Source organism: Microcoleus sp. C2D2, assembly GCF_036702495.1.
In the GTDB taxonomy this organism is placed as follows: Bacteria; Cyanobacteriota; Cyanobacteriia; order Cyanobacteriales; family Microcoleaceae; genus Microcoleus.
Map to the genome: position 1 here is coordinate 1 of NZ_JAUBTO010000044.1, position 22,263 is coordinate 22,263.

General features: G+C 44.7%; 20 protein-coding genes and 1 pseudogene. 14 read left to right on the top strand and 7 right to left on the bottom strand.

What is annotated here, in order from left to right:
- Positions 1 to 333: 333 nt before the first annotated feature.
- A complete protein-coding gene (locus tag QUB61_RS16100) occupies positions 334 to 588 on the bottom strand; it encodes a DUF433 domain-containing protein (RefSeq protein ID WP_333031675.1) in 255 nt (84 codons plus the stop codon).
- Between the two features lie 308 nt (positions 589 to 896).
- Here QUB61_RS16100 and QUB61_RS16105 point away from each other — a divergent pair, with 308 nt between their 5' ends.
- Entirely contained in the window at positions 897 to 1,364 is a 468-nt protein-coding gene (locus QUB61_RS16105; RefSeq protein ID WP_333127851.1) for a hypothetical protein, read from the top strand.
- A 252-nt stretch (positions 1,365 to 1,616) separates the two neighbouring features.
- Here the strand turns inward: QUB61_RS16105 and QUB61_RS16110 are convergent, their stop codons facing one another.
- The gene (locus tag QUB61_RS16110; protein WP_333127853.1) at positions 1,617 to 2,009 is read right to left on the bottom strand and encodes a DUF4189 domain-containing protein; all 393 of its coding nucleotides are present in this window, start codon (positions 2,007 to 2,009) and stop codon (positions 1,617 to 1,619) included.
- A 153-nt stretch (positions 2,010 to 2,162) separates the two neighbouring features.
- On the opposite strand from QUB61_RS16110, the gene QUB61_RS16115 reads away from it, so the two are divergent.
- The 6 genes and pseudogenes from QUB61_RS16115 to QUB61_RS16140 all read left to right on the top strand — a co-directional run bounded on the left by QUB61_RS16115 (position 2,163) and on the right by QUB61_RS16140 (position 6,129).
- Positions 2,163 to 2,990: a hypothetical protein gene (locus QUB61_RS16115; protein ID WP_333127855.1), complete on the top strand. Its 828-nt coding sequence runs from the start codon at positions 2,163 to 2,165 to the stop codon at positions 2,988 to 2,990.
- A 12-nt stretch (positions 2,991 to 3,002) separates the two neighbouring features.
- The gene (locus tag QUB61_RS16120; RefSeq protein ID WP_333127857.1) at positions 3,003 to 3,641 is read left to right on the top strand and encodes a ThiF family adenylyltransferase; all 639 of its coding nucleotides are present in this window, start codon (positions 3,003 to 3,005) and stop codon (positions 3,639 to 3,641) included.
- Between the two features lies 1 nt (position 3,642).
- Positions 3,643 to 4,128, top strand: a complete 486-nt coding sequence (locus QUB61_RS16125; RefSeq protein ID WP_333190027.1) for a peptidoglycan-binding domain-containing protein — start codon at positions 3,643 to 3,645, stop codon at positions 4,126 to 4,128.
- Between the two features lie 143 nt (positions 4,129 to 4,271).
- Positions 4,272 to 4,964: pseudogene (locus QUB61_RS16130) on the top strand (DUF924 family protein).
- A gap of 175 nt (positions 4,965 to 5,139) precedes the next feature.
- A complete protein-coding gene (locus QUB61_RS16135) occupies positions 5,140 to 5,526 on the top strand; it encodes a hypothetical protein (protein WP_333127861.1) in 387 nt (128 codons plus the stop codon).
- Positions 5,527 to 5,673: 147 nt separating this feature from the next.
- Complete coding sequence (locus QUB61_RS16140) at positions 5,674 to 6,129, top strand: DUF6575 domain-containing protein (RefSeq protein ID WP_333127863.1); 456 nt, start codon at positions 5,674 to 5,676, stop codon at positions 6,127 to 6,129.
- Positions 6,130 to 6,194: 65 nt separating this feature from the next.
- Here QUB61_RS16140 and QUB61_RS16145 read toward each other — a convergent pair whose 3' ends face one another.
- Together QUB61_RS16145 and QUB61_RS16150 are read right to left on the bottom strand one after the other, a co-directional pair.
- Positions 6,195 to 7,541 carry a PQQ-dependent sugar dehydrogenase gene (locus QUB61_RS16145; protein ID WP_333127865.1) on the bottom strand — a complete coding sequence of 449 codons (1,347 nt, stop codon included), beginning with the start codon at positions 7,539 to 7,541 and terminating at the stop codon, positions 6,195 to 6,197.
- A gap of 307 nt (positions 7,542 to 7,848) precedes the next feature.
- Positions 7,849 to 8,355, bottom strand: a complete 507-nt coding sequence (locus QUB61_RS16150; protein WP_333127867.1) for an autotransporter — start codon at positions 8,353 to 8,355, stop codon at positions 7,849 to 7,851.
- Between the two features lie 673 nt (positions 8,356 to 9,028).
- Between QUB61_RS16150 and QUB61_RS16155 the strand changes: the two genes are divergently transcribed.
- The 4 genes from QUB61_RS16155 (at position 9,029) to QUB61_RS16170 (ending at position 13,977) form a co-directional block, all read left to right on the top strand.
- Positions 9,029 to 9,655, top strand: coding sequence for a L,D-transpeptidase (locus QUB61_RS16155; protein WP_333127870.1), 627 nt, complete (start codon positions 9,029 to 9,031; stop codon positions 9,653 to 9,655).
- Positions 9,656 to 9,861: 206 nt separating this feature from the next.
- Entirely contained in the window at positions 9,862 to 10,080 is a 219-nt protein-coding gene (locus tag QUB61_RS16160; protein ID WP_333127872.1) for a hypothetical protein, read from the top strand.
- 94 nt (positions 10,081 to 10,174) lie between these two features.
- Entirely contained in the window at positions 10,175 to 11,269 is a 1,095-nt protein-coding gene (locus QUB61_RS16165) for an AAA-like domain-containing protein (protein WP_333127875.1), read from the top strand.
- A 74-nt stretch (positions 11,270 to 11,343) separates the two neighbouring features.
- Positions 11,344 to 13,977, top strand: coding sequence for an AAA-like domain-containing protein (locus tag QUB61_RS16170; protein WP_333127877.1), 2,634 nt, complete (start codon positions 11,344 to 11,346; stop codon positions 13,975 to 13,977).
- Between the two features lie 149 nt (positions 13,978 to 14,126).
- Here QUB61_RS16170 and QUB61_RS16175 read toward each other — a convergent pair whose 3' ends face one another.
- The 3 genes from QUB61_RS16175 to QUB61_RS16185 all read right to left on the bottom strand — a co-directional run bounded on the left by QUB61_RS16175 (position 14,127) and on the right by QUB61_RS16185 (position 19,395).
- Positions 14,127 to 15,995 (bottom strand): tetratricopeptide repeat protein, encoded by a 1,869-nt coding sequence (locus tag QUB61_RS16175; protein WP_333127879.1) that lies wholly within the window; start codon positions 15,993 to 15,995, stop codon positions 14,127 to 14,129.
- 72 nt (positions 15,996 to 16,067) lie between these two features.
- Positions 16,068 to 16,883, bottom strand: a complete 816-nt coding sequence (locus QUB61_RS16180; RefSeq protein ID WP_333127881.1) for a Uma2 family endonuclease — start codon at positions 16,881 to 16,883, stop codon at positions 16,068 to 16,070.
- Between the two features lie 4 nt (positions 16,884 to 16,887).
- Positions 16,888 to 19,395: a HEAT repeat domain-containing protein gene (locus QUB61_RS16185; RefSeq protein WP_333190029.1), complete on the bottom strand. Its 2,508-nt coding sequence runs from the start codon at positions 19,393 to 19,395 to the stop codon at positions 16,888 to 16,890.
- A gap of 211 nt (positions 19,396 to 19,606) precedes the next feature.
- Here QUB61_RS16185 and QUB61_RS16190 point away from each other — a divergent pair, with 211 nt between their 5' ends.
- The 3 genes from QUB61_RS16190 (at position 19,607) to QUB61_RS16200 (ending at position 22,166) form a co-directional block, all read left to right on the top strand.
- The gene (locus tag QUB61_RS16190) at positions 19,607 to 20,419 is read left to right on the top strand and encodes an ABC transporter ATP-binding protein (RefSeq protein WP_333127885.1); all 813 of its coding nucleotides are present in this window, start codon (positions 19,607 to 19,609) and stop codon (positions 20,417 to 20,419) included.
- Between the two features lie 152 nt (positions 20,420 to 20,571).
- Entirely contained in the window at positions 20,572 to 21,309 is a 738-nt protein-coding gene (locus tag QUB61_RS16195) for an ABC transporter ATP-binding protein (RefSeq protein ID WP_333127888.1), read from the top strand.
- Positions 21,306 to 22,166 (top strand): EamA family transporter, encoded by an 861-nt coding sequence (locus tag QUB61_RS16200; RefSeq protein ID WP_333127890.1) that lies wholly within the window; start codon positions 21,306 to 21,308, stop codon positions 22,164 to 22,166. The genes QUB61_RS16195 and QUB61_RS16200 overlap by 4 nt, the downstream gene beginning before the upstream one ends.
- The last annotated feature ends 97 nt before the right edge of the window (positions 22,167 to 22,263 follow it).

Here is a 22,263-nt window from a genome sequence, read left to right on the forward strand (position 1 = left end):
TGATTTTCTGTCCAATATTTTAGAGTCTTGTTTCGGACGAATTGAGCTGTTCTGATCATCTCGTCGATGATCCGATATTGCTCCGCTTTGCCCTTCAATTTAAACTCTAAAACTATCATTGAAATAGTCTATCACTTTTACTAAAACTTTTACTAACAAATCTGTGTTTTTAGCAATTCTTTATAATTTACTAAATTAAAGCCGTCCTAGAAGGACGGGGCTTTCGACCCAGTTTCTTGGTAAACAAGATGAGTGAGATAGTAGTACGATCGCTCTTTACTCCCAAACATCTCCCTCAATATCCTCAAGCGACAACTTTTTAGCTATTTGAAATTATTCTCGAGTTTGAGCGATAATTTCTAGTAACTCTGGATTAGCGATGGATGACACTAACTGAGAATCCGCAGCAGCTAAAGCAGCGCGCAACTTTTCCGAAGTCAGTGCAGGATATTTCTCTAACACCTGCTGTTCGGTCCATCCCGCAGCAAAGAGCCCCAGCAAAAATTCTACAGACAATCGAGTTTCTGGCGCTGCTGGTTGACTTGTGGAAGCTTTCGGGTTTGGATGAATGAGCTTTCGCCAGTCCATTGTTTTACTTAAACGATTTGGGAAGATTCCGCCGATTATACTGCATTTGGACACAGTATAAACACTGGACTCGTTGACTGACTCTGTAACATCAGACCGCAGGTCATACCATTTTAGATTTTAGATTTTAGATTTTAGATCTGGAATCACTGATGACTTAAGGGTTTGAAGCTTGGCTAGAGTCAGATTTTTATTGAACTGGTGTTATTTCCCGATTTTGCGATTAAATTGTTATTACGATCGCACTACAGCACTTTCTTATAGGGTAGAGTGATGGGGTAGCGACGGGGCGATCGCCCTTTTTGCTTTTGTCCGTTTCAATACCAAACCGCGTTAGCGAAGCCCTCGAAGAGGATCGTACTAAATCTCAACCCACTGTGCAACCCACTGTGCAACCCACTGTGGAATTACTTAAACTTCTTAAAACTATGGGAAAAAAGTCGAAAGCCAAAAAATCCCAGGTCAAAAAATCCAGTTTGCTCTGCCAGCGACTGCAAGAAGCTCTCGATCGAGGCAGTAAAGTTTGGATTAAAACAAATAATAGCAGTTTCGGCGGCATCCCGATTAATTTATTCGGGGAGTTTGTGGAACTTTTGGTGATAGTTTCCCCTCACGAACAGGCGGAAAATATCGATGCTTACGGACAAGTTACGTGGCTGATTAGACTCTCTGATATTATTGCACTCGCTTATCCTACTGAATACTGGTCTAAAGATAGATTAGAAAGTTTGCTGCCACCTGATGCAGTTACTTCCGAAGTAGGAGATTCACTCTAAGGTGTGCAAGGTACACCCAACTTTTAGCTCATATCAATTCCGGTTACACCGTTCGGGATGGGGAGTCGTCCGTTGGGAGTCGGGAGTCGGGGAATGTGGAATTATTGACCTTGACTCGATCGTGCCCATGCAACCGGAAACGAGATAACTTGTAGTTTGTAAGGTGCGCCAGGCGCACCCTACATTTACTATTTTCTCAGCTATTTTACGAGCGAAAATATACACCGCTCCGAGCGATTTTTATCAGTTTAATTACTTGTTGCAAGCTGAAAGCTGAACTTTACAGTTGCCTCCTTCAAGTTCACTGCAACCCGCGAGAGCTTGAGCTTCTGCTGCTGCTTTATCCTCACCCCAGCCCGCACCGGCTCCTCCTTTACCTACTGCGATCGCTCCACAATTATTGCTATTAGAGGTCAGCGCTTTGCAATCGTTAGCACCTTCGCTTTTTCCATTGCAGACGGCTACTGCTGCGTTTAGTGCTTCTTTCTCTGTAGCATGATCCCAACTAATACCAGTCGCGTCAGAACTCGGAGAATAAGCAGTAGCTCCATAGGTGTTCTGACCTTTAGCTACCTGGCCAGAGCCAAAAATAGGAAGTGTCAGAGCTGTCACTACAACCAACTTATAAAATAGCTTTGGCAGCATATTTACTTGAGATATCTAGAATGTTAAATTTGGATAATCGCTAAATATTATATTAGGATATTGCTTCGTGTCAATATTGTTTACAAATCTTTATAATTACTGAAATTAAAAGTGCGTTCTGTAAAAAAGAGTAAGATTACGGAGGTCAATTCAGTGGCAGATATACGCAAAATTCTCAGCAAACTTGCGGCAGAAGAAGGGCAGCTACTCGATACCCAATTCCTGGCTCCCTGCGTGCGCGGGGGAAGCGTGCGGATAAGGGTTAGCTCAATGGTTTATACTTTTCAACCGCAGCCCCGCAACTTTGAAGGATGGGCGATTTTTAAGCCTATTAACGAGGAAATTGCTGCGGTAATTGAGGAGCCGAGTTTGCCGCAAGTGGCAGAGTATTTGCAACTGCTCGTACCCGTTCGCTTGCACTTAGCCTGCGTGCTGCAAGGGCAAACTTGGCTGGCTTATCCTGTTAACGAATCTGACGCTAAACAGCGCACTGGTGTTGCGAAACCCGTACCAGTGCATTTAGTTACTGAAGGCTCGCAGTTTGAGCAGATTGTTGCGCGGTGGGACGGTCATTGTTTGTGGTTTGAAGAAATTGACAGGCGCGCCGACCCGCTGCCGTCTGAGGAATTGAAAGCAGCTTTGAAAAAGTTGATTTTGCCTCAAAAAGTTCGCTTTAAAGGGATGACGCCGTCCATGCGAACTGTTTACGAATTAGTGTCCCGAAATATTAAAGGTTTCGATCCGAAAGTGCGGGATCGACAGCGCTTGCAGCGGGCGCTAAAAATGGGCGGCGGTGAATTGCGGGATTTTTGCGATCGCGAAAATTATTGGTTGGTTGAATGGACTAGCGGGAGTGGAGAACATCACACTTCTGCGATCGCCAAAACTGACTTGACAGTTATGAGTGCTGGCATTTGTCTCAGCGGATTGGACAAAGATTTCGACTTGCATTCATTGGTTGGAGTAGTCGAAAATCGATAATTCTTGATTACCATGAGCATATTTTTTCACGAACAACTTTACAGAAGTGCCGCAGTGATGTCGCTGATAAAAAATTTCCCGGTAACGGTGTGCGGCGCGGGCGCTTTGGGTGCGAATATTACAGAAAGTCTGGCGCGATCGGGCTTTGGCCATTTAAAAGTCATCGATCGCGATCGCATCGAGGAACGCAACCTTTCCACTCAACCCTATTATCGATCGGACATCGGCGCATTCAAAGCCAAAATTCTCGCCAACAACCTCTACCGCGCTTTGGGAGTCAGCATTGACGCGCACTCAAAAGAATTGACGCCCGCAAATGCCTCACGGCTGCTTGCTGTCAGCGCCGCAGTCATCGATACTTTTGATAACAGTGTCGGGCGGCAAGCAGTCAAGGATTACTGTGCGAGTGCCTCCCTTCCATGCGTGCACGTCGGATTAGCTGCCGATTACTCGGAAATAATTTGGAACCAACACTATCGGGTTCCTTCAGCCGCGAATGATGACGTTTGCGATTACCCCCTGGCGCGAAACTTGGTAATCCTGACGGTTGCAGTTGCCTGCGAAGTTATTGTTACCTTTGCTGCTACCAAAGAGCAACAAAATTTAACTTGCACGATCGGAGATTTTGCAGTAAAGCCACTTATATTGTAAAATGTCGGTTGACTGTTGCCAGAAACCCGGTCAATCCAGATTGGATGCCCCCATCCCAGAAACCCGGTTTCTCACCCTCAAACAATCGTCAAACTTGCAAAAAACGCTTGAGAAAATTCACAGGGAAAGTATGGCAGGACAACAGACTTTTTATTATTTACTAGCAATTCTCGGTCTATTAGTTTTAACTGGCACAACTGGAGCCAACTATGCAGCGGGCGGCTCAGCTTGCCCCACTAATGATTGCCATCGACCACAAGTGAGACACCATAAAAGGATTTTAAAACACGGATCGAGAGGAGAAGATGTTAAGAAACTGCAAAAGGTGTTGAACGCGCGGGGTTTGTGCCCAGAACCGATCGTAATTGATGGCGTGTTCGGCCCGACAACCCTAGATGCAGTGAAAAGATTTCAGCGGCAAGCTCACCTTCATGTAGACGGAGTTGTGGGAGGCAAAACTTGGGACAGACTGTTTGCTAGTTCGTAAATTTAAGCACCGGACAACAAAAGTTCCTCAGTCATCATTGCTAATCATTAATCGCTGCGGTTTGTAGTTGCGCAGATAGCGCATTTTGTGCAACTACAGACACAAAAGCTTTAATCAACAATCAATCGCATACTAGATTGCTAATGAATGAAGTTTTAGATTTTTGGTTGGGTCGATCGCACTCTCCTGAGTTTGGCAAAGTCCAAAAAAAGTGGTTTGAAAAAGATACGGATTTTGATGCAGAAGTGCGTTAGCGAAGCCCTCGAAGAAGATCGCGCTTTATGCAGCAATACGAACTAGCCGCCTCCGGTCAACTCGACTCATGGCAAGATTCCCCCGACAACTGCCTAGCATTAATTCTACTGCTCGATCAATTTCCGCGCAATATGTTTCGCGGGACACCTCAAGCATTCGCCACAGACAGCAAAGCTTTAGCCACCGCCGAATACGCTGTTAACAATAACTTCGAGATCGAATTGCTGACTGTACAAAAATGGTTTATTTATCTGCCTTTTGAACACAGCGAAAACTTAGAAAAACAGCAAAAATCTGTCGAACTATTTCGCCAACTCAGCGGCGATACAGACAGGAATTCATATCAATTGCGGTTAGATCGGAATGATTAAACCACAGAGGGCACAGAGGACACAGAGAAAGAGAAGAGAGAGATAATAATTCCGATGTCAACGGATTTGATATCAGTCATTGAATACGCGATACAGTATTTGGAAATAATCCAGCGTTTTGGGAGATTTCCGCACCGCAATCAAATTCTCGGACGCGAAACAACCCCCGAAGAAGCCGAGTTTCTCAAACAACCTGGTTCGCGATTTTAAAGCGCGATCGCAAAACTTTTAGGTTATTTGCTATACAAACTAGAAAATGCTATATTTAAGAGGGATACCCCACTGACTTTAAAGCAAAAAGCACAGACTGCAATTTATAGGAACAATAGCGATTTTCGGCTAACATTTAAGATATAAAATCAAATTCGCTACTAAAATTATCAATATGTGTTTAAAACACCAAGAATATATAGATAAGCTTTCAACTCAATGCCCGCCACAGGACTATGAACCTAAAGAAATGCTAGCTTTTAGATTTGTATTTGAACCCAATGATGAACGATCTATTAATAACTTTAAACCAGTGCTGATAATAACTCCGCAGCGCAACCTAAAACCAGAAACTGAAGCAGCCAGATGTCAAGGTTATGCGCTATCATTATTTGATACCAGGGAAAATGCCGAAAAACGTTATTTAAAACTAACAAAAAAAAGAAAAAAACTGCGCGATTCTCTGGGGACTCACATAGCAGCAGGATCGATCGACAAGACAGATGGAGTTGTCTCCAAAATAGATGATAACGGTCAATCAATTTTAGATTTTAGATTTTAGATTTTAGATTGAAGAAAGCGACCCCACTGATAAATCCGGGAGCCCCGGATCAAATTGCTTTTGGTCACTTGAGTCTACATGAATTTGCTACTGCTGATTTAGCGCAAAATTTGTAATAACATCTTGTTTATTGTAAGGTACAAAAAAATGGAACAATTAATAGGATTTAAACTAAGTAAATTTCCTTTATCTCTCAGAAGCATAGTCACTTTAGAGTATTTCGACGGCCCCCTGCTATCGCTTTTTGAGAATGAATACGGCGATAGCTATCTTTATTCTTGGTGCGATGTAGATAATTTGTACAATCGCTGGTTGGTTTTCAGAGTTGCACAACTAACTCTCAAGCTTTACATAGAGGGACAAGTTTCATTGCACGAGTTAATTGTAAATCCTGTTGACGGATTTCTATATTCATTAGATATAGACAATGATTTACAGGTGAAAAACACTTATTTAATACTGCCTGAAAATTTACCGGCAATCTACTTGCCCGAAACAGATTCCTATTACGAACTGTCTGATTTAAATCGCGAAACTGCGGAAGAAGATAGGTTATTAATTTTTCAAAAAATTTCCGGTGAATCTCAACTTAGCAAGGTTTGAAGCTGACTAAACAACCAGATCCCAGACTTCTGGAAAAAGTCGGGATCTAATCGATCGCCCAACCGTCAGCCGCGATACTGCACTCGATAAATCCGGTTATTCGCTTCCTCAGTAAACAGCAAACTCCCGTCAGGTAAAACCAGCAAACCAACCGGTCGCCCCCAAGTTTTCGGGCCCGACGGATCTGTGAGAAAACCAGTCAGAAAATCTTCATAATAACCTTGAGGGCGTCCGTTCGCCGCATTAAAAGGTACAAACACGATTTTATAACCAGTTCCAGCGTTGCGATTCCAACTGCCGCGAAACGCCACAAACGCCCCGTTGAGGAATCTTTTGGGAAACGTTTTGCCGTCGTAAAACTGAAGCCCCAAAGCCGCCGAATGCGCCTGAAACAGCACATCTGGCATTAATGTTTTAGCCACTAAATCAGGTCGATCGCTATTGCCATTCCTGGAGTGGCGCGGGTCGAGCAAATTCGGCTTAAAATAAGCGTAAGGCCAGCCGTAAAACTCGCCTTGACGAATTCTTGTCAAGTAATCTGGCACCAAATCATCTCCCAAACCGTCGCGTTCGTTGACTGTCGTGTAGAGTTGATTGGTTTTTGGGTGAAAATCCAATCCCACCGGATTTCGCAAACCGGAAGCAAAAATTTGCTTGTTCTGGCCGTCCAAATTCATCACTTGAACAGACGCCCTCGGCAGCGGTTCGACATCGGCATTAGACTGGGAGCCAACTGATACGAAAAGCTTGCTATTGTCGGGGGAAGCGACAACATTTCGCGTCCAGTGTTGGTTGTAACCGCCGCCCGGTAAATCAGCAATTTTTTGACCAGTACCTGTCAATTGTTCCTGCCCTTTTGTGTAGGGAAATCGGCGGACTTCAGCGGTATTTCCGAGGAAAAAATAGCGCTCGGCAAAAGCCATGCCAAAGGGAATATTTAACCCGTTTTGGGCACTTGCAAAAGTCTTGCGAACCTCAGCAACCCCGTCGCCGTTGGCATCCCGCAACAGTGTAATCCGATTCTGCCGGGTTTCTGTTACCAAAACATCGCCTGTCGGCGTCAAAGCCAGCCATCGGGGAGCGTCTAAATTGTCAGCAAAAACGTTAACGACAAAGCCAGGAGGCACTCGCAGCACTGGCGATGCGGGAATCGGTATTACTTGAGGAGGTTTTGAGGCGCTTTCGCTGGCTCCTGGCTGCGGCAAAGAAGTTGCAACAATGCGGATTGGCTGCGGCGAAAGCGGTTTGGTCGGTACAATTTGATTTGTCCCAACATTTACCAGCGGTGCACGGGAGGGAATTTGGGACAGGGGGCCGTTGTCGCCAACAGCAGGGGCGATCGCATCTGTAGCTCGATCGCACGCCATCACCGGCAACAGCAGAATTAGCAGCAAGAAACGCAAGTAATACATAGCAGCGATTTCTCAACAATTGCTGGACAATTCTATTATTCTAACTGCTATTAAACAGCGAAGCCACCGCGGACGCGGTGACTTAATTCCGCTTACTCATACCAGTTGCAAAAAAAGAAGGCAACTGTAAGCCCGTGCTCCAAACCTTGAGCTTCATCAGTCAATCGATTTTAGATTAAAGATTAAAGATTAAAGAATTTAAGAAAGCGACCCCAGGAATGAATCCGGGAACCCGGGGCCAAATTGCTTGATTGTCATTGCCAATCTTCAATCTAAAATCTAAAATCTAAAATCGTATAACCTAGCTCTACCAAAGTCCTCTCACAGGAGCCGGAGCCGGAGCCGGAGCCGGAATCGGACGGGGAGCCGGAATCGGAGCGGGAGCCGGACGCGGAGCGGGAGCCGGCATCGGACGGGGAGGGGGTTCTGGGGCCGGACGCGGTGCCGGTGCTGGGGCTGGGGGACGAACAACCGTTGTGGCTACCACCTTATAATCGGGGATCACGGCGATATTTTCTACCTGAGACCCGGCTATGGTGGCTCTGACTTTCATTCCCGGTACGAGACCAATAATTTTCAGGACGCATTTTTGAATCCTGAGAGTCCTGTACGGCGCGTTTTCTTCGCGAATTGTTACTACGTCGCCGACAATACTTTTGACAAAACCGGTAATGGTTCGAGAGTTTGCTGTTGTGGTGGTCTGCGTTTGGGCTATTTGAGTTGCAGGGTTAGCCATCGCAGGATGTACTGAGACCGCCGAAATTAACACGGACAGGGTTGCACCTGTCAATAATTTGATGTTCTGAAAACGCATTGAAACCTCACATTAACTGCTATTTAGGGTCGGGTTTGCTTCCGCTGCGCGAAAGTCCCAACATCTTGACCTAATCTAGTTTAATCCCCAGAGTAGGAAATTTAGGACAATCTCAAAAAAAGATTATCGAACAAGTATTGAAAGACTAAATTTTACATCATAAGTTCCCGATTTACAACAAGTTCAGCGCTTGGCATCTATAGAGTGTTGGCGTGATATATTGAGTTTGTTCGATCGACCTTTGCAGTTTGTTTAAGCCAACCTAACTGTTGCTGGGCGGCAAACTCTACCCAAAGACAGATTGTGCTTTCCGGATACAGCAACGCCATACTTTCAATTTTCGATCGCCAGCCGGCCGGCAGCTAAAAAATCAAATTAGTCGGAGGTAAAATTTAATCATTTTCTGGCAGGATTTACGCATAAACCGGGTTTTTTCACGAAAACCTCTCGCGTATCTCCACTGCTCCCCGTATAAAAACCTGGTTTTTTTGGTATTATTGCCTAAGCTTTGTGTTGAGTTACAAGTTATCAGTTGTGGAATTTAAACTAAAAACTGCGCTGCGCAGTTGCCGTCAAAAAGCCATGTCAAAAGTTTTCAAATCGGGTGCGGTTTGCGGATAATGAGATAGGAACTTTGTAGGAACTGCTGGTGAGGAATTTAGTCAACAAAACAATGGTGAACAGCAAATTTTTATTTAACAAGTTAATTGTCGCGAGCTTGAGTGCAGTCGCGCTGTCGGTCGCCCTACAGCAGCAAGCGGCTGCCGTTAATTCAAGTAATAGCGCGATCGCGCCACAGGGGCTAACATCCAAGGCAGAATTGCCGAATCTCCCAGCCCCAGAACTGCCGCCCTTGGGAGAACCATTTCGGTATATTCCCCAGGAACCAAAGCCTCCGGTAAATCCAATTGAGGAAGTGCGTTTAGTGCTGAAATTGCGAGAACGTCGCGTTTATGTTTACCGACAAAATAAGGTGCAAGCCAGTTTCCCGGTTGCTGTGGGAAAAGGCGGCTGGGAAACTCCTACAGGCAATTTTAAAGTTATGCAAATGATCAAAGATCCAGTTTGGCAAAATCCTTGGACAGGAGAACTTATTCCTGCTGGGCCGGACAATCCATTAGGGAGTAGGTGGATGGGGTTTTGGACGGATGGCAAGAATGTGATTGGTTTTCATGGTACTCCGAATCCAGAGTCGATCGGGGGGGCGGCTTCTCATGGTTGTGTCAGAATGTTTGACAAAGACGCGCAGGCTTTATTTGAGAAAGTTGCAGTTGGAACGCCGGTGATTGTTGAGCATTAGTTGGCAGCCATTATAAAAACACAAATTCTCGGCAATTGAAATCGCTTTTGACCTCAAATTCGGATGTGCCGAAGCGCCCGTCATCCGAATTCGAGGTCAAACTACACATACAAAGTCCGCCGACCCGGACTAAGGAATTTCTTAGTCTCTTAGAAAGGGACTTCGTTTCTGTAGTAGCGGTTTCAACCGCCGAGGGATCGAGGGGTGTGGTTTCAACCGCCGAGGGATCGAGTAACGAATCCGGATTTGACCAAATATTCGATCGCACCTTGGCGGCTGGTTGGATAGTTGAAAAGCGATCGGGCATTTTCCCCGCTGGGCGATCGTATTTGGGATACCGCGCCGATGTCAGCACAGAATTGGCTAAAGATTTCTTTACCCTCCGGATCGGTTGTGTGGCTCAGTGGATAATACTAAAAGATTAAGGTAACAAACAAAACAAGGTATCAGCAGCTATTGCTTCTAGTAATGGTGAAGCTGACTACGATATATCATTAATTTCACAGGAGTTAGGCTTGCATGGACTCAAGTCGCAGATTGGCTTATTTAGAAGAAACCTTAGAGTTGTGGTACGAACAACTGGGCGAAGCAGAAAAAGCCCTTCCTATGGCTTTCGGCTTCAAGGAAAAAACTGCAATCAAACAAAATATCCGAGTAGAAATTTTACCGGCAATTTGCATGTGCGAGAAAGAGTATTGGTCCATTCTGGCGAAAGATGCGCCCGATTACCAAGTGGACGAAGTGGCTGCGAGGCACGCCATTGTTAAGGTTGTGCAGGAAGTGGAACTGATTCAAAGCCAACCTAATCAATATCCCGATAAGTTGATGCAGAAGTTGCAGGAGATTCTCGACAAGCTGAATGAACCGCAGACACCTGCAGCAGCTAGGCTGATAGCCGCTCTGCCTCTTATACCTGGGATTCTGTCTTGTGAGATAGAACTAGATACAGAAAAATCGTTGACAAGGGTATTGGGGGGAATTAAAAAACTCTTAAAAAAAAAACAGTACAACGAGACTCCCCAGTTCAACGCACACAACCAGAAATTGATGGGTAGTCCTCAATTAATTCCCCCAAAAGCATCAGTTGTACCCTCACAACTTTATCAGGCGATTGAGAAACCAGGGGCATTAATACGCGTAAAAACTTCCCGACCAAGCGACACAATCCATTTAATAGCCAATGAAATTATCAAGGAGCACACTCCGAAAGACTATAAAGCAGTTCGCGTGAACTTTCAGTGGGCAAACAATGATTTAACCAACTCAGATAAGTTATGGCAGTGGTTCTGTGACCAAATTACGTCGCAACTTCCGCTACAAAATACACTAGCTAAGTCTTGGCAGGGAAAAACATCGAGCAACATGGAGTGTACTGCCTATTTTGAATACCTGTTACCGGAAATCCCAACCGCCCTTGTCTTGGTCTTGTATAACGTGGAGTTTATTCTTGAATATCAAGCGAGTGCTGACGACTTTTTTGGAGGGCTGCGAGCTTGGCATCAGAATGTCGAGAACAAAGATAGTTGGAAACGACTGCGGTCGGTGATTGTGCATTCTAAAGATATCAAAACTAATCCGCCGTTGAATTTAGGAGTCAGGATTGAGTTTCCATAGCCAGAAGCAAGACAATAATGTTTTGCTTTTGGGTGACTTGTGTCCATAGTATTTTATTAGTGGAAGGTTAATTGATGGTATCTCAATACTTCGTCGGAGGAGCTTTGCGCGCTGATTCCCCCACCTACATCGAGCGGGAGGCAGATCGCAACTTTTACCAATTCTTGAAAAATGGGGAATATTGTTATGTCTTAAACTCGCGGCAAACGGGCAAAACCAGTTTGATGGTGAGAACAATGCAACGGTTGAAGACAGAAGGGTTTGCTTGTGTTGCGATTGACCTTAATCAGATAGGCGCAAATACCAGTAAACAGCAATGGTATGCAGGGGTGATCGATCGTCTGAGCAAGGGTATCAATCTTAATAATTTTGATTTAAATACCTGGTGGAATAGTCATCGCTTACTGTCGCCGATGCAGCGATTGAGCAAGTTTATTGAAGAGAAATTAGTTTCTCATCCCCAAAAGATTGTAATTTTTGTAGATGAAATAGACTCTGTTCTCAGTTCCCGTCTGAAGGGCAAGCTAGATGATTTTTTTGCTTTGATCCGAAGTTGTTATAACCGACGCGCTAGCGAAGAAAGATTCAAGAATATAACTTTTGCGCTGTTAGGGGTAGCAACTCCCTCAGATTTGATCCGCGATCTAAAGCGCACGCCGTTTAATATTGGTAAGGCGATTGAGCTTAACGGCTTTCATCTGCAGGAAGCTGAACCTTTGCTTCGGGGATTAGAGGAGAAAGTTAGTAATCCCCAAGCGGTGCTGAAAGAGGTCTTAGCTTGGACGGGTGGGCAACCTTTTCTTACCCAAAAACTTTGCGAACTTATAACAGATGGTATGGAGGCATCGGGAGTAGAACAATTGGTGCAACAGCGGATTATCGAAAACTGGGAACGCCATGATGACCCAGAGCATTTGAAGACGATACGCCATCGCATTATTAACTCCCTCTCCAGTCCGCAAAGTGGTCGATTGCTAGGGCTATATCAGCAAATTTTACAAAACAAAGAAATTATTGCCGATGACAGTGATGAACACCAAGAATTGCTGTTATCAGGGTTGATTGTTAAACAGGATAAAAAATTAAAAGTTTACAATCGTATTTACCCGCTTATTTTTAATCTTAAATGGGTTGATAATCAGCTACTGGATCGGCGACCTTACCAACAAGAAATAGCGGAATGGCTCGCTAATGACCAACCCCCATCTAAACTGTTGCAAGGAAAAAAATTAAATGAGGTACTCACATGGCTTCAGGGTAAAACATTAACCTTAGAAGACGAGGAATTTATAAATGCAAGCAAAAAATGGAAAAAGCAAAAAAATCAGAAGTTGCAGTTAAGGATTCTTAGTGTAATTTTCTTGCTTGTGTTTGGGCGTATGGGTGAGTTTAGCTCCTGGCTTTGGTGGCATATTGATGTGAATGAGCCATTGAGCGAAGGTGAGCGGACTCTCTTTAAGAACATTGAAAATTCCAATCGAGATAAAGGTATTGAAGCTTTCAAAAAAAATAAGTATGAAGAAGCTTATAGGTTTTTTGAAAAAGCGAGAATAGCCGATCGTAAAGATCCAGAAGTAGAAATTTATTTCAATAATGCCAAAGCCTTGAAAGAGCAGAAATCAGGAAACAAGGAAAAGAAAGAATTAGTCACTCTTGCAGTAGTTGTACCTCTGGATACTAAAGACGAAATCGCTCAGGAAATCTTGCGAGGAGTTGCACAAGCACAATATAAGTTCAACGACAAAAAACAGAAGCGGTTCTTGAAGATTTTAATAGCTAAGGATGGGAATGACCCCAAGAAAGCAGAAGAAGTTGCTAAAAAGCTAATAGAAAACCGAGATATTATGGGAGTGATTGGACACAATACCAGTACAGTTACGGAAGCTGCACTACCTAAGTATCAAAAAGGTAACCTAGCCATAATCTCCCCCACTAGCACTAGCACTACACTCACCGCTAAACCGGAGAGTGAGGTTTTTTTCAGAACCGTGCCCAACGACACAGAAACTGCTATAAAATTAGCTAGTTATGCCAAAAAATACACAAAAGTTGGTATTTGCAATAACCCTAATAATACATATAGTGATAGCCTAACAAAGGCGTTTACAGACTCTTTTGAAAAAGACGGTAGACAAGTTGTAGGAGAGCCGATTGATTTGACCTATCCTGCACTGGATGCTTCTGGCGTAGTTGCAACAATGCTTAATAATCAAGCTAATGCATCTGTATTGTTGCCAGACACAGAGAGAATTTCTGTGGCAATTGAAATTGCCAGCGCCCAGGAAAAACTAAGCCAGTCTGGAACCAAAAAGCTACAGCTACTCGGAGCGGATGCTTTGTACAATCCACAGATTTTAGAAGGCGGAAAGGCTGTTGAAGGTTTGGTTTTAGCTGTACCTTGGTTTCGAGATCAAAAAAATTCAAAAACATTTGCTGCTGAAGCTAAGAAAAGATGGGAAGGGAATGTTAGCTGGCGCACAGCAACCAGCTATGATGCGACTCAAGCTTTAATTAAAGCTCTGCCTGTGGCTCAAAAACCCTCCCGCGATGCTGTATTGACAAACCTCAAATCTATTAATCTTGCAGCAAATGAAACTTCAGGAAATCCACTCCGTTTTGTTAACGGTGAGCGCAAAGGTCAAGAACCAGTTCTCGTCAAGGTATTTAAAGGTAGTAATGGCCTCGATTTTAAACTGGAGAATGAGTGATAATTCCTGGCGATTGAAATTGCGGTTATACATACAAAGTCCGCGCAACGCGAGACTGAAGAATTTCTTAGTCTCGCGTTGCGCGGACTTCGCTTGACAAGGAGCGGTTTCAACCGCCGAGTCCTCAAGTAACAAACCCGGATTTGATATTAAATAGATTGCTGATATTTTTCCAACAATTCCGGGATGTAATCGTAGCCGTCAACACCGATCGCCGGAATGATATTCGCTCGACTTTTCGCCAAAGATTCTTTAAAAGCTTCCGCCCCCATTTGACCCCGCAAAATTGTCAGCAAACCAGCCGATTGGCGCCACTCCGCCGCCCCAATTTGCTCCAAAGTATACATCCCCAAACTGCCAGCGAATATCGCTTGTTCTAGTGCGTTGATTGTGTAATAAGCTTGAGCCAAATAAGCCAAATTCAGACCTTGCAAATATAAGTCACCCGAAAATTGGGCAGCTTGCCAACCTTTTAGCAAATATTCGATCGCAGCTTCAGCATTTTCCAGGGCAATTTTAGCGATACCGAGACTGCTGGAACAAAAAGCTTGACTTTGGCGATCGCCCAATCTTTCCGATAGCAACAAACCTTGTTCCAAATAACCGATCGCACTCTCATAAACCTCCGGTTCCACCTCCTCCAACTGCCGCGCTTGAAACACTTCGCTGTAACCCAAATTAGCCAGAGCATTTGCCTCGCCTTGCCGCTCTCCCGTTTGTCGTGCCATAATTAAAGCCCGCTGGCTGTAATTAATCGCTTCCTGATAATTTTTTTGAGCAACATAGTTGCGGCTGATGTGATTGAGATTGGCCACTTCGCAAGCTTTGTCTCCTTCCAGGCGGGCAATTTCCAGCGCTTGCTTGTGCAGCAAGATCGATCGCTCGTAGGCCCCGGCCGCCTGCATCGAATAACCCAAAAGCGTCAGAATCCGAGCTTTCGCTTGAGTGCCTTCAACTCGCCGCAGCGGTTCGTCTAAATAATCCAAAGTATGCCGCAGAGCTTTACCATCAAACGAAGCAAAAATCCCGCCGTAAAGCGGAAAATATTCCCGCCCAGAAAAAGCGCGCAAAATTTGCAAAGTTACTTGAAAACAAGCATTAGCCAACTGTTCCCCGCTCTTCGTAGAATTATTAAACCCACTAGCTAGCTGACTCCAAATTACAGCAAAAGTAATGTAAGTAGAAATTGAAGCTTTTGTTGACACTTTGGAATCGTAAACTTGCTTGTCAAACCATGTCGCCAACGCCCGCTGCAAGCACTGCAAGATAATCGCTAATTCCACCAATCCGCCTAACTCTAAATTCGATTGCTTGGCGGCGAATTGAACTACCGATTCACCGAGGGCAATAGTATTCAAGAGAGCGTGGGGAAAGGGACTGTTAACTTTTTTTGCCCAAAAAGCCCAAGGCCCATTTTGTTCGGGACTACCGGCAAATCCTAGCTGCTGCGGCTGATAAATCCAGCCGACGAGTTCCGGTTCCAACCGCTGCCAAGATTCTAAACCTTTGGCAATACCAGCCGTGATTTGCTGCAAATCTCGCTCGGTTTCGGGATTGGCAGTTTGCAGCATTTGTTGGTGTAGGGATTTTGCCAATTGCTGCAATTGGTCCAGAGTCAGCGGATGTTCTTTATTCGGATCGATTACTTGCAATAATGCTAGGAGACGGCTGTTAGATTCGGCGGTAAGGATTTGTTGAATTGAGGAGGCAATTTCGCGATCGACGCGGTTATCTTTCTGCCAGCGTTCCCATTCTCCTTGGATGGTTTTGAGAGCTCTGAGGGTACGATTTGCCTTTGCTTGTTTGATTTCGTCTTTTTCATTTCTGAGTTGATTTTCGGCGGCATCAAGGCGTTCACCGAAACAGCGTTCAAAGATTTCGCCGGTACCGGTGCTAATGTCTTGCACCAGCATTTGATAGACTTGTTCTTTAGAGCGAATTTGACCTTTGAGGGTGATTTCGACAATTTTGTCGATTAGGGCTAAGTAGCGATCGCGCAGTGAGGTAGATTCTGGCATAAGTTATATTTAGTTAATAAATATTTATGGACAGCGCTTGCAGCTTGCACCATTTCATGCTGCTACTTAATTTTACAGCTCATCTGGGTTAATGCCCATTTCTCTGAGGCGATCGGCTAAACGATTTGCTCGCTGACTTTCTAATTGAGCTCGCTGACTTTCTAATTGAGCTCGCTGACTTTCTAATTCGGCTCGCTGACTTTCTAATTCGGCTCGCTGCCTTTCAAACTCCTCTGGAGTCAGAACCCAATCGCCACTGACATCGTACCAACGCAGCCACAACCTCGAACAACCTTGATAACAACCTTCCCACAAACCTATACCTAATTCTAATTCCGGTATCCAGAAACGCGACTCGGTTAAAACTTGTTCGCGGTAAAGATTGCCAATCAAGCGAAATACTCTCAGTTGATTGTTGTACCGACTGAAAACAAAGTAGTAAGGAATCCGCAAAATCTGTTCGTAAACTCGCCACTTAGTAGGGGGTTTATTTCGTGCTTCTTCTGTAATTCCTAAATCCTCATCTTCAGTGCCAGGTGACACCAGTTCCACCACTACCAGAGGACTGGCATTTTCTTGCCACATTACGTAGCTGAGGCGCAATTCGTCACCTTGATAAAATCTCGGAACCCCCAAGACGACAAACCAATCAGGTCTTTTGTACCAATTGAAATGGTGAGAATCGTAGTAGAGATTGAGGTCTGTCCCTATAAATATTTGTTCTGGTGGATGATTTGCGGGGCGGCAGGTTAGACGCAGCAGTTCGGGTTGAAACTCGTGGAATTCGTCAGGCAAACCGGGTTCCTCCGGGTCTTCACTGGGTAAATCATACATCGTAGGGAGGACTTTTGTTTGCGAAGGCTGCGAATCCGGTACGTACATCGTCATAAGATTACCCAGGCGAGAGGGCTTGAGGAGATTGAGGCGGCACGGCAATTGTAACATTATAGCGCGATGTGATTTCTTTCGGCAGAAAGTCAGTATCTTTTGCACTGGAAATTTTATCGAGATAGCAATCTTTTACTGCTAACAGAAAGCTTTTGATCGCTTGTGGTGAATTTTGGGAGTCTGCTACCTGCAAAAAATCTTGCCATTTACTCTCATCTTTGCCGTTAATATCTAGCAAATGCAACGCAGCTAAATACTCAGCTACCGGCTCTAAAGGAAAGTGGATTTGGTCGTGGGCTACACCTTTTGTTTGGATGATTTTGAGTTTGTCTTCTAAATACTTGAGCCGCGATTCTGCATTCTCTTCACCCAGAGCATCTATCGCATTTTGACGGTTGGCGGCTGCGGGCCGATAGGTTGGCTTCAGGCATTCCCAAGCTATGATTTTAGCATCTTTGTGGACGGTGAAATCGCTGAATTTATTCTCTGTTACGCTGCGATTGAGTTGGTTTAAGTAGTACAGCATTAATTCGGCAATATTATTCGGTAAATTGCCGTCTGTTGTGCCTTCTTTCTTGGCAATGATTTGGTCGGCATAGAGTTTGGCTAGCAAAACGGTGATGTTTCTGTCGCCGGCTATTGTTGATAGTTGGCTACAGGCATTGAAAAATTCTGTGTCGCTGAATAAGTCGCGCTTTTTTCGTTGGCTGAGATAGCTTTCCATGAACGATGACAGTCGGTTTCCGGCAATGCGGAGGGGTTGGATTTCTGTCTTGGTGACTTGACCTAAAGGTTCTTCCAGCCGCGAAGTTACGAGCAAAGCATTAACGGGAAAATTTGGCATTTCCGGTCGAATTGCTGTTTGTGTCTGTTCGCTCATTTCTGAGAAGTTATCGACGATTACTAAGATGCGCCGCTGTTGGAGCAACTGTTCTAATAATTCTTCACAAATCGGCTCGGCAGTATCGGTTAAATCTTGCAATTGACCGCGAATTGCTTCGAGGAATGGCTGTTGGCATTCTGCTACTTTCATGTTTAGTTCTGATTCGATGAGAACTGGCAGCATTCGATGATTGCAAATCCGTTCTTCAGGAGTATCGGACATCGCCCATTTGCCAATCAGACAAGCTAAACTGGTTTTTCCGGCTCCCCCTTCTTGCCAAATCAACAAACAGCCGCGCTTTTGAGCAAATGTGGGCTGCAAATCTTTGCCTTTGAGGGTGGCAATTGTGTTGTTGTCGAGGATGACGGGGATGGGGACGATAATTTTGCGATCGCGCACAGTTTCCCGCTTTTGAAATTCGTCTCGCGTGGCTTGGATGTGTGCTGCCACCCAAGCATCGAGAACTCTGGGATGGTATTTGAAAAATATCAAGAAACCGAGGGATACATCTGTGCCGAGACCTGGTATTTTGAAGCCGATCGGTTTTAATGTTTCGTAAATTTTTAGCAGCCACAATGGGCGGATGGCAAAGGTTCCGAAGAGTAAAAATAAGTATATTCCCGTTCCCCAGAAGTAGGGCTTTTGGATAATGGATTTTACGAATAGGCGCTCTCTTTGTTCGGCTTTGAGAAAATTGAGGGATACACGGAGATTTCCGATCTTTGCTCTTCTGAAATTAGCTTTAGGTTCTTCCATAATTTTCAAGGCTGATTCTAAGTTTGATACAGCCCGATCTAACTCCGGTGGAGTTAGCGTATTTGCTTTTTCAGAAAGGCTAAGAGCAATACTCACCAAGGCATTGGCGGCATTCGTCTTCACACCTGGATTGGAATCTTTAAGCAGGGAAACTAGCTGCGGCAGTACAGTTTTAGCTTCTGCACCGAGACTCTCGAAAACCTCGGCGGCACTGCTACGCACCTCTGCATTGGAGTCTTGAAGCAGGGAAACTAGCTGTGGCAGTGCAGTTTTAGCTTCTGCACCGAGACTCCCCAAAGCATAGGCGGCACTGCTACGCACATTTGCATTGGAGTCTTGAAGCAGCAAAATTAGCTGCGGCAGTGCAGTTTTAGCTTCTGCACCGATACCCCCCAAAGCATAGGCGGCACTACTACGCACCTCTGCATTGGAGTCTTGAAGCAGGAAAACTAGCTGTGGCAGTGCAGTTTTAGCTTCTGCACCGATACCCCCCAAAGCATAGGCGGCACGGCTACGCACATCTGCATCGGGGTTGTTCAAAGCTTTAGCAAGGTCAGGAATAGCAGGAGGGCCAATTTTTGCCAGAACCTGGGCAGCACTCCGGCGGACTAGCAAATTCTTATCCTGCAAAGCTTTCATCAAAGCAGGGATGGCTGGTTCACCTATTTTTCCTAACTTCTTAATAGCTGCATCAAGTTCCCTTTCATCGTTAGTCTTTAACTTCTTGATGAGGGAGGCAATCTCTTCGGGATTAGCCTTGGATGCGCTGAGGTTTTCAGCAGCAGCATTGCGAGTCAATAGCAAAGGCGATATGAAAGATAGAAACGAGAGGGCAATTACGGCAATTAATCTTGGTCGGTAGTGCTTCGTCATGGGCTAGAATCCTGATATTTGATGAGCCGTCTCAGCCATTTGAATAATTGTATCTACATTCTAATCAAATTGGTTCCAGAGTCAGGGCGATCTAAATTGGTGCTTGTCTGTGGTGAAAACGATCGCCCTTAATACTGCTTAAAAAGCGGCACTTTAAGAACATTCCGCAGTCTAAGGCATAATTAGATATCTTATATTCTATGATTTGTTTATGATTTCCGAACCCCTTACCCTCTCAACCAGCAATCCTGTTTTAGCAGCCAAAGGATTAACTCGCCGCTTTGGCGGTTTAATTGCTGTAAACGATGTATCTTTTACAGTTCAAAAACACGAGATTTTTGGATTGATCGGCCCTAACGGTGCTGGCAAGACCACTCTATTTAATGTAATGACTGGACTGATACCTGCCTCTAGTGGCAATCTGATTTATCAAAATGAAAATATTTCTAAACTGCGACCTTATCAAATTGCTAATAAAGGTATAGCCCGAACCTTTCAAAATATTCGGTTGTTTGGGGAACTTTCTGCTTTGGAAAATGTGGCGATCGCCCGACACATCCACAGTCGATCGGGCAATCCAGTTTTATCGCTGCTGGCGGGGATTTTCGGCTTGCCAGCGTCTAACGCAATGGAACGCAAAACCCAGCGGAAAGCCTTAGACTTGTTGGATTTAGTCGGATTGGGCGATCGCGCGGGCGAACAAGCGAAAAACTTGCCCTACGGCGACCAGAGGCGCTTAGAAATTGCCCGCGCTTTAGCCCTAGAACCGCAAATATTGCTGTTAGATGAACCAGCAGCGGGGATGAATCTCAATGAAAAGCACAAATTAAGCGAATTTATCCGCGAAGTGCGCCAACAGTTCAATTTAACTGTAATATTGATCGAGCATCACGTACCGCTAGTTATGGGATTGTGCGATCGAATTGCCGTCTTGCATTTCGGTCAGCTTATTGCCTTGGGCGAGCCTGCTATTGTGAGGAACGATCCTGCTGTGATTGAGGCTTATTTGGGAGATGAAATGTAGATATAGCGAAATTAGTTAAAACTCACATATTGCATCATTTTCACCCATTCTGTAGGGGCGGGTTTCACCAACAATAATTGCCTAAGACCAATAATTTCATAAACCCGCCCCCACCCAACGGTAAATCGGAATCTACCTCAAAATCAGAGAAAATGCACGACAGCGAACCCAAAACTACCCAAAACATCCTCTTAGAACTAAAGAATATTTCTGTAAATTATGGTGGCATTCAAGCCCTACAAAATATTAATCTCACGATAAATGCGGGCGAGGTTGTCAGTCTCATCGGCGCCAACGGTGCGGGCAAAAGTACCACCCTGAGAGCTATTTCTAAAATAGTTAATTTGCGACAGGGACAAATTATTTATAACGGGCGCGACATTACCCGCCGCCAAGCTCACGAAGTAGTAAAACTCGGAATCGCCCACAGTCCCGAAGGGCGGAGGGTTTTGGCGCAGCAAACGGTGTTGGCTAACTTAGAATTAGGGGCGTATATTCGATCGGACTCCGTGGCCGTAAAAGCCGATTTAGAGCGCCAATTTGAGATATTTCCGCGCTTAGCAGAAAGGCGCCACCAGCTAGCAGGAACCCTCAGCGGTGGAGAACAGCAAATGCTGGCGATCGCCCGTGCTCTGATGTCGCGCCCGAAACTGCTATTATTAGATGAACCCAGTTTAGGCTTAGCACCCGCGATCGTCAAAGAAATTTTTGCAATCATTCAAAACTTGCGCTCCACGGGCGTTACAATCCTTTTAGTGGAACAAAATGCCAGTTTAGCACTGCAAATTGCCGATCGGGGTTACGTGCTAGAAGCTGGTAACATTACTCTCACAGGCCTGGCATCAGATTTGCTAAACGACGATCGAGTTAGGAGGGCATACTTAGGTTGACTTGGTTAATTTTAGGAATCTTGACCGCTTTCTTTGAAGCCGTCAAAGACGTTTTCAGCAAACAAAACCTCCAAAAAAGTGACGAATATGTCGTCGCTTGGTCTCTCTCTTTTTTTTCAGTCATCTTTTTGCTTCCCTGGGTACTTTATACAGGAATTCCGGCATTAAACTCTCAATTTTGGCTTGCCCTACTAATCGGAGGTAGCATCAACGCTGTCACATACCTCCTCTACATCAAAGCCATCAAACTATCAGATTTATCCCTGACACTACCGCTGGTAGCTTTAACACCATTATTCATGTTGGTAACTTCACCATTAATTATCGGCGAATATCCCAAATTTTTTGATTATATTGGCATTTTACTAATCGTAGCAGGCTCTTATTTATTAAATATCAAAGAGAAATCTAAAGGATATTTAGCTCCATTCAAAGCACTGCTGGATGAACCCGGGCCAAAATTGATGTTAATCGTCGCATTTCTCTGGAGTATTGCCTCAAATTGTGACAAAATAGGAGTTACAAATTCCTACCCTATTTTTTGGGTATTCTCATTGTTTGGTACAATGAGTGTTTTGCTACTGCCAGTTTTATTGCACAAAACCCCAAATCCAGGGCGACAAATTCTCAAACAATTACCAATGCTAGCTGCTATGGGGTTTATCAATGCTACTGGAGTAATTTTTCAAATGCAAGCTTTGACATTAACTTTCGTAGTGCGAGTGATCGCGCTTAAGCGTACTAGCGTGTTAATGGGTGTATTGTTCGGTCATTTCATTTTTAAGGAAAAAGATATTCAAGAAAGATTATTAGGGGCCGGAATCATGATTTTGGGAGTTTTATTTATCAGTTTATAGGTTGAGATTTCCGGGACTTTGACGCTCATTCTCCCCCCGAATGTAGGGGCGGTGCTCCCGTGCCCGCCCTCTCTCGGTTGGGCGGGAATGTCCGGGT